This is a genomic window from Photorhabdus kleinii, from assembly GCF_025384885.1.
Taxonomy (GTDB): Bacteria; Pseudomonadota; Gammaproteobacteria; order Enterobacterales; family Enterobacteriaceae; genus Photorhabdus; species Photorhabdus kayaii.
Window position 1 is genome coordinate 20,478 of record NZ_JAJAFY010000007.1, and the last position, 12,592, is coordinate 33,069.

Genomic DNA, 12,592 nt, shown 5'->3' on the forward strand with positions numbered 1-12,592 from the left:
CAGGGACAGGGTTCAGTATGCTCTACTATAAATTAGTTATAGATCTCAGCAACACCTGATAATTGATTCTTACCGCTGGCAGAGATAATGCGGAAAGAAGATGCGCCTGCTTTGTCAGCTTTTTTGGACAATTCGGTACTTAGGGTTTCCAAAGTATCAGCCCCCGTTACAGAAACTACACCAATTTTAGGGGAAGAAGAAGTTTGAACTTCTGTTGCCGCCATACTACCAAAAGAGATAGCACTTAAAGCTAAAGCAATAGCGATATATTTTACGTTTTTCATATTATGATCCTTGATCAATTTTTAGTGGAATGAGTTACTCTCTGTGATGTGGATCATAGTATGCTCTAAAGGCCGGAATAAAAATTAGCAATTATTGCTATTTTGTTTCAATTTTTTTGAACAAATAATGCGACGTATAGCAAATTGATATGTAACAGGTTTTATAAAACTGTTATATTGTAATAACTTAAACTAAATTATTCAGAAAAATGATATAGAAAAACGTTCGAGTAAAATATAAATATCAAAAATAGAAAATTCAGAAAAAAATTATATGGCTGAAAATCAATGGGTTCTTTACTTACTGAAAACAAAATCAGGAATGCTTTATACCGGGATAACAACAAATATTCACCGCCGTTTTACACAACATAAAAACGGGAAAGGAGCCAAATCACTGAGGGGGAAAGGACCGTTACAGCTAGTTTTCAGTAGTCATGCCGGAGACCGCTCCAATGCCTCACAGCTAGAATATCAAGTAAAACAATTAAGTAAACAGCAAAAAGAGAGGCTGGTTATTTGCCAGCCCGTCTGTATAGCAGAATATTTAGCATCAATTAAAAACGGTCAAAGTGTGGGGAGTAAGTAACCAATCCCTTATGGTCAGCCAAAGAACTATCAGCTAATTCATATAGCTGAAAATAAGATTCACACGTTGGCCACTGGCAATGCAACTGATGCTCACTGGCAAGCGTAAAACCAAACCGGCGATAGTAGTGTGGATCACCTAAAACAACGACGACACCATAACCAAATTCATTCAGGCTATCCAAACCTTCATACACCAGCTTTTCACCAATCCCCTGCCGACGATATTCTTCAGCAACCGCTAACGGTGCCAGACCAACCCATTGGTGATCTTCACCATTAATATCCACCGGACTAAAAGCCACGTAACCGATTACCTGGCCTTCGTCATCAGTAGCAACCACCCCTAACGTCAATAATCCATCTTCCCGCAATTGTTGGACCAATTCCGCTTCTGCCGGGGTATCAAAAGATTTCCGTAATAACTGATCTATTCCCGCTGCATCTACAGGAATTTCTACTCTGATCAACATGATAATCGCGCAAGATCGTGCTGATCCACGCCCTCCGGCAAACTCGCTTCTATACACTCAGCCAATTGGAACAAACCCGCACAAAGAACAGCAAGCATGAACTTCAACGCTATCGTATCTACCAAATTTTTAACACACAACCCTAATTCTGTACGAATAACTCTTAGAACCAGATAATTGGCTTCGTCGCTGAAACTAACCTCTTCCTGCTTATACTGGTTGACAACTAAATGACTATCACGGACAGTAATAAACCAGTGCAGAGTAAGATTGTGGATTTTTCCTAACACAGCTCAGACTCCTTACTTGATAAAGTAACGTAGCTATCTAGCCAAAATATATCGGCATTCGCCCGATCCTACATCAAGAATCCAATACAGACCTAACTGTAAATTTTACCTTTTAACTATTAGGGTAATATCTGACTATAAACTGCGCTAAATCAAAACATCCCATCACTAATTCAATTACAATTACTAATCATTTATTACTTTATTCCGGTATTTTATATGTAGTAACTTTGCCCCCACAAAAAATTTATTTACGGAACAAAGTTGTCGTCGATAACGGAGAAGAACTTATCTATATCTGTCTGAAATATGATATTAAAGCCCATGACTCCTTAATCCAAATGGAAACAAAAGCATCTCATAAACATACAGTTATAGAAAAAAATGTAAACATAAGTTGCATGCTGAAATTAAAATTTACACATACTGATTATAGCCGATTGCAAACTTTTGGCTTAATGTATGGCATCAGTCCATACGTATTTCTTAAATTATTGAGAGAGATAATGCTAAAAAGCACGCATAGGATTTATTAAGATTTGCTTCTGGATTGATTATCCTTGGGCTGAATTGTCACAAACGTATATAGTTTAATCCTTATACAATAAATAGGAAAGGTGTATGGAAAGCCAAGATATTTATTCAAAATTCATTGGTAAGAGGATAAAGCTATGGATGGATGAGCGTTTCCCGCTACAAAATGCGCCGCTTTTCTTTATCTTTTATATCATCAGCTATTCCGTAGCTTTTTATTCAATAGGGGAAAAGCCAGTTTTGTCATGGGAGATCCTTCTCGGTTGCCTGATGTCCTTCTCCTATTTTTTACTATTACGGATATTCGATGAGCATAAAGATTACCAACTGGATTGTGAACATCATCCACAACGGATTTTACAACGCGGTATTATTACGCTGAAAAATCTACGGGTACTTGGTATCTGTTGTATCGCATTACAATTAGGTGGAAGTCTATTTCTAGATCGGGGAATTGGCTCAGTTACTTTTGCCTGGCTGTTAGTCTTTATCTGGACCTGTCTTATGGGAAAAGAATTCTTTATCGGTGAATGGCTAAACCAACACCTTACTTGGTATGCCATTTCCCATATGCTGGTAATGCCTCTCATTATCTGGTGGTTAGGCAATATCGCCAGTCCTAACCTCACATTCACTTTTCCAATATGGGTTTTAATGGGGTTGTGCTTCTTTTCTGGATTCAGTTTTGAAATTACACGCAAGTGCAAAGGCCCAGATGAAGAACGTCTGGAAATACCGACCTATTCATCTATTTTCGGCAGAAAAGGAGCCGTTGCTATTATCGCGGCATTGCTCACTGTAATGTTGGCGTTACAGATTTGGCTAATCAATATCACCACTGATGGTATAGCGTTATGGGCGTTAATTATCTTGGTCGTTTGTTATGTGTTGTGTCTATGGCAATTAGGCAAATTCCTCTATAGCCCCACCATCAAGAATCGCAAACGCGATGAAGCTGTCGTGGGAATATTCATGGTGCTAGGTTATTCAGTTTGCACTGCTAGCATCTTAATAAAGCTTGGGTTTGCTTAGGCATTAAAGGAAATATAGTTATGTTGCAAAAGAATATCCAATCATATGTAAGTGATGCATCAGATAATACCACTGATCACATAGAAAACTGTGCGCGAGGTTCTATTCTAGAATTGTCACGTGACATATTCAGCATCAAAAAACACCAAGAAGCATCTGCCGTCCGTACAGATACAACCCAAGTAAAACTATTGCCCCGCCGCCACCTCTACACCTATACCGAGGAAGCGCGACAAAAGCGTCTGGATTATTTGGCAAAACATACCGGGCATGCATTGGAACACGTGGCAGATACTCATCTGGATGCGACCAAACTGACAAAAACCATTGAGGGATTTATTGGTTCAATAGAAATCCCTGTGGGGATAGCCGGCCCTCTCTTGATAAAGGGACAATACGCTCAAGGGGTATATTACGCTCCACTTGCTACCACAGAGGGCGCTTTGATTGCTTCGGTATCCCGTGGTTCTTCCGTTATTACGCAATCAGGGGGGACGACCGCGCGTGTACTCGGTCAACGCATGATACGAGCCCCTCGTTTTGAATTTCATAGCGTCTCGCATAGCATTATGTTCAGTGATTGGATCAAAGAACATATCAGCGAATTACGGTATGAAATAGGACGCCATTCCAAACATGCGCAATTGTTGGAAATAAATCCACATATCATCGGTCGCAGCGTCCATTTGCAATTTATCTACAATACAGCCGCTGCGGCAGGTCAAAACATGACCACCATTTGCACTTGGTATGCATGTCAATGGATCCAACAACAATTAGCCAAAATGGCGTTTATACCTCTACGTCACTTTATGATCGATGGTAATACATCTAGTGATAAAAAGGTGTCTTATCAACCTTTCATCGAAGGTCGTGGAACTCGTGTAGTGGCTGAGGTTTATTTAGATGCTGAATCCTGTCAGCAAATCTTGCGAGTCACACCACAACAACTTGTCACGGCTTATCATCATGTCTGCGAAGGAGCTATTGCCTCAGGGATGATCGGCATGAATATTAATGCCGCAAATGTGATTGCCGGGATGTTTACCGCTCTAGGGCAGGATATTGCCTGTGTACATGAATCGTCAGTCGCCCACCTGCACATGACATTAACTGCCGATAACCGCGTCTATTGCAGTATTACACTGCCTTCTCTGATCATCGGTACTATCGGTGGCGGAACTTATTTACCACACCAACGTGAATGTCTGAACATGTTGGGCTGCACCGATGAAAATGGCACCGCCCGCCTGGCGGAGATCATCGCCAGCTATTGTCTGGCCCTTGATATTTCAACACTGTCAGCTATTGCTGCGGATGAATTCGCTCAATCACATGAAAGACTTGGCCGCTATCGCCCTGTCACCACTAACAATATCACTGCACACACCCCACAGGAACTTGATCTCTCCTTCTTCCAGCAAGCAGATTTTAACCCTGTGTTACAAGGGGCCCATTTAACCACGATCAATCCTAAATTTTCTGGCAGTGATGAACACAGCATGCTGACGCATCTGAGCTCGAATTATGCGGAACGTTTAATTGGCTTATTTCCTTTTTCCATTACGACATCCGCACAGCATAATTTACCCGTAATGCTGAAACTGAAACCTTTGGGGACAGAGGTCGTCGAGATGGTATTGGATATTGCCAAACACTGCTCTTCCGAGTTGTTTGCCGTTTTCCAAAATTTTGCACATCAGCTTGAATTTAACCAAAGCCATAGCCGTGAGCTGGCTATTATGAATCAGCAAGATCCACGGTTGATGCGCTATATTCCAGTTGTCTATGGTGTAATTGAAAACGAAGCAACCGGAACTTATGCCCTGATTGAAGAATTGCTCCACGATATGGTGTTAATGAACAACATTAATCTGGAAACACCTTGGGAGCAGTGCCACCTTGAAGCCGCCATCCGAGGCGTAGCCGATATTCACGCTATCTGGTTGGGACAAGAAGAAGAGCTCACGTGGAAATTCCCACAACTGCAAATTCCGAATGCCGATACGGTTTCGCAAATGAAGCCCCTGTGGCAAAAACTGGGCAATTTTATCCACCAAACGTTCCCTGAGTTGTTCACTACCGAAGAACATAAAGATTTCCAGCACTGGGTAGACAATGCCTCCACCTGGTGGAAAGAGATCGAACAGATGCCTAGGACATTGATCCACGGTGATTTCAACCCACGCAATATTGCCTTCCGGCAACAGGAAACTGGGTTACGTTTATGCGCTTGGGATTGGGAGTTGTCTACTGTGCATCTACCACAACGCGATTTGGCAGAACTTCTGGCCTTTAGCTTAGACCCACAAAGTGATGCAGATAAGGTGGCTTATTATATTGAACTGCACCGGGTTGAACTTGAGCAAAAATCGGGGATCTCCCTCGATCCAATAATTTGGCATCGTGGCTATGAATTAGCGCTGCATGATTTATGGATAAGAAGGATTCCGTTTTATATGATGGCACACAATGTTGTTGGCTACCCATTTATGGAGCGCACAATGAAAACGCTCCGCTGGCTTATTTCATTAACACGGAATTAATAATCAACCGAATAAACTATTTAATTTACTCTTCCTCTAAAATAAGGGTGCAGCAATAGCTTGTAATACATTCATATCTTATTGATCTATTAACGCCAACAATATTACATACAAATAAGAGCATGATGTAAGCAAGGTATACTATTGCTGTATTGGTGGAACAATATGAAATATCTCTACACGCAAGATAACGCTATTGAATTGGCGGAACATTCCTTAGGTGGAAAAGCAGCTAATTTATTATGGCTTACGCAAAACGGTTTTCCTGTACCTAATTATTGGGTCATCAGCAGCGAGGTACTTAATAGCCTACTCATCAACGATACGTTTGCAAGCAACATCATAGAGCAGTTGGCTACCGTACCACATGATATCAGCCAGGAAAAACTCGACGCTATTGCTGCGCCATTGCGTCAGTGGCTACAGTCGATTCCATTACCTACTAAATTAGAAGAAGAATTAGCTCTCTTGTCAGAGAATCACCCAGATGAATTTTTCGCTGTTCGCTCATCAGCCATTGGTGAGGATGCCGCCAATGCTTCTTTCGCCGGGCAGATGGACAGCTACCTATTTCAGCGGGGTAAATCAGCGCTTGCCAACAGCTTACGTGCCGTGATGGCCTCAGCTTTTAACACGCGTGCATTACAATATCGCCTACACAAACGGCTACCGATGGGCAATATCAGTAGTGCTGTCATCATTCAGAACATGGTTGCCGGTGAGGTTTCTGGTGTCATGTTTACTGCACACCCTGTTACGGGTAGCAGGCAACATTGCCTAATCTCATCCGCCTGGGGCACCGGAGAAGGTGTAGTTTCCGGCGAATGCGATACCGATGAATTTTCAGTTCATCTCACCACACCTGAGATCGAACGTCATATCACACAAAAAGAGACAGCAACTGTTTTCAATACCACCAACGGCAGCGGTACAGTAACAATACCCGTCGCGAAAGAAAAACAGTGGGAACCGACCTTACTCGATAATAAAATCTATGCATTACGAGATATTGGCAAAGAAATTGCGGCAGCTCGAGGGTGTCCACAAGATATCGAATGGACGATTCAAAACCATCAAATCTTTATTCTACAGACCCGGCCAATAACCCGATTGCCACGTCTGGATGATAAAAGCGAACGTCATATTATTTTCGATAATTCCAATATTCAGGAATCTTATTGTGGAATAACAACACCACTGACTTTCTCTTTTGCCCGGGCAGGTTATGCCACCGTTTATGAACAGACAATACGTGCTTTAGGTTGCTCAGATAAACAGGTTAATCAGCATCGTTCCATGTTGGAAAATATGCTCGGCTTAGTTAAAGGTAGGATCTATTACAACATCAATAATTGGTACAAAGGACTACTATTACTTCCCTCTTTCCAAACCAATAAAAAAGATATGGAAAGAATGATGGGGCTGGAAGACCCGGTTGATTTTATTGAGGATAAGACACTTTCACTGGGCGATAAAATAAAGAAACTGCCAAAAATGGGGTGGGCACTCCTACGCTTGCTATATGCCTTTAGGACTATGGATCAACGGGTAGAACTATTCTTAGAGCAGTTTAAATGGCATGCCGCCGCCATAAAACAATCAGAGTTGCATACTTGCAACAGCGGCCAACTGATCGAAAAATTAAAATATCTGGATGAACATCTGCTACAACGCTGGACGACGCCGATCTTAAACGATTTCTACGTGATGATGTTTAATGGCCGGGTACATCGAGGGCTAATTGCTGCCAGTATTGAAAACTCATCTGCATTATTAGGTGATCTTCTTTCTGGGGATGAAGATATCGAAAGTACCCAGCCGACCAAAGTGCTATTAAAAATGTGCCAATATGCACGCCAGCACCCTGAGTTATGCAACCTGTTGACCCTCGGTGATGCGCGTACCCTGCTGACCCAAATACGCCCACTCGATGAATCATTCCACCAGCAGTGCATTGATTATATTAAAAAATATGGCGATCGTACGATGGGTGAATTGAAGCTGGAAACCATCACACTAAAACAAGATCCCAGTTTTTTATTTCTGATACTAAAAAACTACCTTGCTATCGATACCCTCACACCAGAGACGTTATCCAGCCGGGAAAGAAAGTTGCGTACTCAGGCCGAAAATACCGCATTTCAGCAAATACAGGAGCGACTTGGCTCCAAGCGTATGAACGCCTTTAAAAAGAATTTGCAGAAATTACGTCAAGCGATACGTCACCGGGAAAATATGCGTTTCACCCGAACTCGTATGTTTGGGCTGTATCGAGATATCTTCCTACAACTTGGTCAGGCATATGCATTAGAAGGGATACTCGCTGAACCCCGCGATATTTTTTATCTCACGTTAGAGGAGATCTACAGCGGCTACGAAGGAACAGCAATACAGACCCAACTTGAGCCTTTAGTTGCTATACGCAAGCAAGAATATGCCAACTACGAAACAGAGGATGAACCAGCTCATCACTTTTTCATTAGAGGCTCACTGTATCAACAGCAAGATTACAGCTATCCCTATCAGGAACAACAAGCCCCAACCGATAGCAGCATGCTACAGGGCATAGGTTGCTACCCAGGGCAAGTTGAAACAACTATCCGATTAATTAAAAACCCACAAGATGAAATGTCGCTGGCAGGGCAGATCCTGTGTACTGTACGCACCGATCCCGGTTGGGCGCCGTTATTCCCTACAGCAGGCGGATTACTAATCGAGCGCGGTTCCACACTTTCACATTCCGCCGTTGTTGCTCGTGAACTGGGGATCCCCGCCATCGTCGGCATTCCCGCCGTCACACAAATTTTGAAAGATGGCGATCGGGTACACATGGATGGAGCAACTGGGACTGTTGTCCGCTTGCACGACACCACTGTAGAAGAGCTGACATCAAGGAGTAAACATGTCTAATATCTTCATGGGAGAGTGGTCTCCAGCCAATCCACTACCTGAAGGTTTTCTTGACCTTCCGCCCAGTATTTATCGCGATTGGCCGCTATGGCCTGGTGAAGACCGGGAAAAAGTACAACAGCAGTTCAGCCCGAAGAATTCTTGGTTTAATCACAGTAAAGCCTGGATTGGCTGCATTCCAGGGAAAGCTCGTCTTGTCGGCTTTTTAGTACCTCATAGAGTTGATGGCCGATCTGCTGCATTTTTCGGCTTTTGGGAAACTGATAATGACATAGCAAGCAACACCATGTTGTTTAGCGCTCTAGAACAATGGGCCAAGGAAAATGGTGCGTGCAATCTCTACGGGCCGATTAACTTTTCAACTTTCGGACACTACCGTGTTCGACTTGATCATTTTGATGTGCCTCCCTTTGAGCATGAGCCTTATAACCCTCCTTACTATCACCTTTTGTTAAAAGAGTTAGGGTTTGATATCCGTTATCGCTATACCTCGATATTCGACGATACCCAAGCAATAGCAGTCAACTTTCAACAAGCTCATCAACGCGCGCAAAAACTTCCTGATATTCAAGCAACATTATTACCATTAACACCAGAATTATGGATGCAAGAGCAAGTTAAACTTTATTCTTTTATCGACTCGGTGTTTGGTGAGAATTTCGCTTATACCACTCCATCTTGGTCAGCATTTCAACAGCACTGTGGTGAGGAGTTTATTAAACCTTTTTGCCGTTACCCTGCATCATTTCTAGCTAAAACTCCTAATGGCGAAATTGCCGGGTTAATTTTGAGTCTGTCAGTCCTGCAAAAAGGTCAGCCCGCCATCGGGCTGTTAAAAACTGTGGCAGTCGCACCGCAATACCGGGGCAGTCGGCTGTACAACACGCTGTACTGCTCATTTGAACAGAGCGCCAAACGTATTCATCCTCGTCTGGGAGGAGCCCTAATGCGTGAAGATAATACCTCGCTCAAGACCGCAGGACGGCTTTTCAACACACCGGCTGCCACCAAACATCAATACGCGCTTTATTACAGGAGGATCGCATGACAAATATTTGTCAGCCCATTGTCGATGCAGCCCAAAAGCACCCTGAGCATTTAGCGCTGCAAGCACCACATTCACTGGATCATGGTAGAGGTTTAAGCTTTCAGGAATTTTTTTCTCATGCCTCCCATTTTCAGTATCAGTTAACTCAAGCTGGGTTCGTCGCTGGCGATCGCTTGTTAGTGATTATCCAACCAAGCTTAGTACTTTATCCATTGCTTATCGCCATTCTGGGGCTAGGGCTAGTTCCCGTTATGCTTGAGCGCGGGCTTGCCAAAAAGCAACTGAGAGAGATACTGCGCCACAGTAAATTATCGGCGGTGATCACTCAACCTACGTTAGGAAAATTCTGGTTTCTGATCCCTGAACTGTGGCGACTGCGACGTTTTGTCATCGGACAACGTATCTTGGGCATGAAAGTGCTGGAAACACCCAATCAACATTTACCACTGAGTAGCTTTATCTGCCGAGATTTACCGTCGTATACAACTGGGTTAATTACCTTTACCTCGGGTTCTACCGGCACACCCAAAGGCGCAAACCGCACTCATGACAGCTTGCTAGCACAACTTTATGCCATAACAGCACTTTTTGCCGAAGGAAAGAATGAGATAGATCTACACAGTTTCCCCGTTATGGTGCTGCACTCATTATGCTGCGGCAACAGCAGTATCCTGCCTGATTTTGACTTTGCCCATCCCGCAACCGTCGATCCGCAGAAGATCGTCAAGCAAGTGCAAGACAAAGGTGTTACATGCCTCAGCGGTGCTCCCGCCTACATGAACAAAGTCACCAGTTATGCTAAGAGCAAAGGGTTGTCATTCCCTAACGTGCGAACAGTCATCGTAGGTGGTGCGCCTGCCAATAAGGCTCTGCTTGAAAACTGCCTGACAGTCTTTCCACATGCTCAGCATTTAGTGGTCTATGGTTCCACCGAGGTTGAACCGATCAGTACCGTCGAAATGACGACTCAATTAAACCACTGGGCAGCTCATGATGGTTATTTGGTTGGAAAACCGGTTACACAAGCAGAAATATGTATCCGGGAAATAACGGCTAACCCCCAACAAATTACCCCACTAGCTGCCGGTAATGTCGGTGAAATCTTGGTTGCCGGGCCACATGTGCTCAAAGACTATATTGATAATCCTCAAGCAACGAAAGAAAACAAACTCCCACGTAAACAGGGAAGCATTTGGCACTGTACCGGTGACGTCGGCTATCTGGATACGACAGGACAGCTCTGGCTACTTGGACGGGTAAAAGATAAAGTGGTGTTAGATGATGGTCATATCATCCATCCCTACGTACTGGAAAAAAGGATCAATGAACTGCCTGGGATCACTCAAAGCGCATTCGTGTTACATCCTTTAGGTGGAGCTGCCCTGATACTGGAAAGCGCCACACTACCGACAGATTTACCCGCTATTTTAGACGAGCTGGATCTCACGCAGGTTACTCGTATTTATTGTGCTAATCCTATCCCTGTTGACATTCGTCATAACAGCAAAATAAACCGCATCGCGCTGATCAATATGCTCGGTAAAGGCCAATTATCTTCCGTTCCACACAAGGAAAAATTATGAATAATAATCATTTCATCATTCATCTAAACAGAGCAGACTATATTACTATCGTTGGGGCGGTCTTTAGCGCGCTTGCCGTAGCAGCCGCATTACAACATTGGTATTACTTAGCCATTGCGTTTTTGTATCTTGCCATGCTTGGCGACGCGCTTGATGGCATGCTAGCCAGACACTTAAATATTGTGCGCCCATTCGGTCGTTATCTTGATGGATTTATGGATCAACTTATTTACTTGATCTCTCCAGCCATTATCCTCTACCTTTCCGGTTATCAATCTTGGTATTCCCTGTTTATTATCTTAATGATCATTAGCGGTTGCCTGAGATTATCTGTATTTAATGAAGTCGGTAATATTCAGAACGAAAACCAGCTCTCCTATCTCGGTATGCCGGTATTCTGGAGCTTATTTATTATCAGTGGTTATGCTTTGGTAAGCTTGGTAGTCGAGCAATGGTTAAGCCATCTCTTACTGACATTAGCGCTCCTTACATTCAGTATCGCCATGCTATGGGATCGCCCGTTTTATAAGTTCAAGAGTCTCAATACTATCATCAGTACAACACTTGCAGGGTTTGCTTTATTTACCGGTCTTCATTTCTGGAGTCTTTATGCTCAATAGTTTTTACCACGGATGGATTCTACTGCTCCCCGTCATCCTTGGTGGTTGTTTACATATGGTGATTGTGACGAAAAACTATTTTGCCTGCTTGGCAATCCCAGTACACCAACGTTATTTCGGCCGTAACAAGACCTGGCGCGGTTTTATTGTTGTACCCATTATTACCGCGCTATTTTCGCTATTGTGGTTAGTTCTCGGCACCGGAATCCAAGACTCGATTATTCCCCAGACTATTTCCTCCTGTTTACTTACCGGTTTTCTGGCGGGTTTCGGCTATGTTCTTTTCGAATTGCCAAACTCCTGGCTAAAAAGGAAACTCGGCGCACCACCGGGACAACACCCAGAGCAAAATAAGCGATTGTTTATTTTATTCGATCAACTTGATTCCGCTATTGGCGTCACAATAGTCTATTTTATTTATCTTAATCTTACTTATATCGATGCGCTTTTCTTTTTCTTCTGTTTTTTAATCAGTGCCTTTGTTATTAAAAATACATTATTTTTGCTTTCGCTGAAAAAAACGAGATTCTAAGCGAGAAAATCAAATAGAAATATTGCAGGAAAATGGCTTCCTTTAACGGAAGCCTCTTAGAACAAGCAGATCTTAAGTATCATCACCAACGGAACACGCATTCTATAGCATTCCCAGATAGTCAGCTATCAAAGTAGATATTGAATAAAGGA

At 43.1% G+C, this 12,592-nt stretch carries 11 protein-coding genes; 8 read left to right on the forward strand and 3 right to left on the reverse strand.

Translation table 11 applies throughout. The features are described 5' to 3' along the window. Positions 1-32: 32 nt before the first annotated feature. Positions 33-284 (reverse strand): multiple stress resistance protein BhsA, encoded by a 252-nt coding sequence (bhsA, locus tag LG003_RS06110; RefSeq protein WP_112877214.1) that lies wholly within the window; start codon positions 282-284, stop codon positions 33-35. A gap of 274 nt (positions 285-558) precedes the next feature. Here bhsA and LG003_RS06115 point away from each other — a divergent pair, with 274 nt between their 5' ends. Further along, positions 559-873, forward strand: a complete 315-nt coding sequence (locus LG003_RS06115; RefSeq protein WP_112877213.1) for a GIY-YIG nuclease family protein — start codon at positions 559-561, stop codon at positions 871-873. Here LG003_RS06115 and LG003_RS06120 read toward each other — a convergent pair. Beyond that, positions 842-1,345, reverse strand: coding sequence for a GNAT family N-acetyltransferase (locus LG003_RS06120; RefSeq protein ID WP_112877212.1), 504 nt, complete (start codon positions 1,343-1,345; stop codon positions 842-844). The two genes, LG003_RS06115 and LG003_RS06120, sit on opposite strands and share 32 nt — an antisense overlap. Further along, entirely contained in the window at positions 1,339-1,635 is a 297-nt protein-coding gene (locus LG003_RS06125) for a hypothetical protein (RefSeq protein ID WP_112877211.1), read from the reverse strand. The genes LG003_RS06120 and LG003_RS06125 overlap by 7 nt, the downstream gene beginning before the upstream one ends. A gap of 621 nt (positions 1,636-2,256) precedes the next feature. On the opposite strand from LG003_RS06125, the gene LG003_RS06130 reads away from it, so the two are divergent. The 7 genes from LG003_RS06130 to LG003_RS06160 all read left to right on the forward strand — a co-directional run bounded on the left by LG003_RS06130 (position 2,257) and on the right by LG003_RS06160 (position 12,440). Next, the gene (locus LG003_RS06130) at positions 2,257-3,201 is read left to right on the forward strand and encodes a prenyltransferase (protein WP_112877210.1); all 945 of its coding nucleotides are present in this window, start codon (positions 2,257-2,259) and stop codon (positions 3,199-3,201) included. Positions 3,202-3,221: 20 nt separating this feature from the next. Continuing rightward, positions 3,222-5,747: a phosphotransferase gene (locus LG003_RS06135; RefSeq protein ID WP_262980381.1), complete on the forward strand. Its 2,526-nt coding sequence runs from the start codon at positions 3,222-3,224 to the stop codon at positions 5,745-5,747. 165 nt (positions 5,748-5,912) lie between these two features. Then, complete coding sequence (locus LG003_RS06140; protein WP_262980382.1) at positions 5,913-8,657, forward strand: phosphoenolpyruvate synthase; 2,745 nt, start codon at positions 5,913-5,915, stop codon at positions 8,655-8,657. Then, positions 8,650-9,705, forward strand: coding sequence for a hypothetical protein (locus LG003_RS06145; protein ID WP_112877207.1), 1,056 nt, complete (start codon positions 8,650-8,652; stop codon positions 9,703-9,705). The genes LG003_RS06140 and LG003_RS06145 overlap by 8 nt, the downstream gene beginning before the upstream one ends. Further along, complete coding sequence (locus LG003_RS06150) at positions 9,702-11,288, forward strand: fatty acid CoA ligase family protein (protein ID WP_112877206.1); 1,587 nt, start codon at positions 9,702-9,704, stop codon at positions 11,286-11,288. Before LG003_RS06145 ends, LG003_RS06150 begins: the two co-directional genes overlap by 4 nt. Further along, positions 11,285-11,908, forward strand: a complete 624-nt coding sequence (locus tag LG003_RS06155; RefSeq protein ID WP_262980383.1) for a CDP-alcohol phosphatidyltransferase family protein — start codon at positions 11,285-11,287, stop codon at positions 11,906-11,908. Before LG003_RS06150 ends, LG003_RS06155 begins: the two co-directional genes overlap by 4 nt. Further along, entirely contained in the window at positions 11,898-12,440 is a 543-nt protein-coding gene (locus LG003_RS06160) for a CDP-archaeol synthase (protein WP_262980384.1), read from the forward strand. The genes LG003_RS06155 and LG003_RS06160 overlap by 11 nt, the downstream gene beginning before the upstream one ends. The last annotated feature ends 152 nt before the right edge of the window (positions 12,441-12,592 follow it).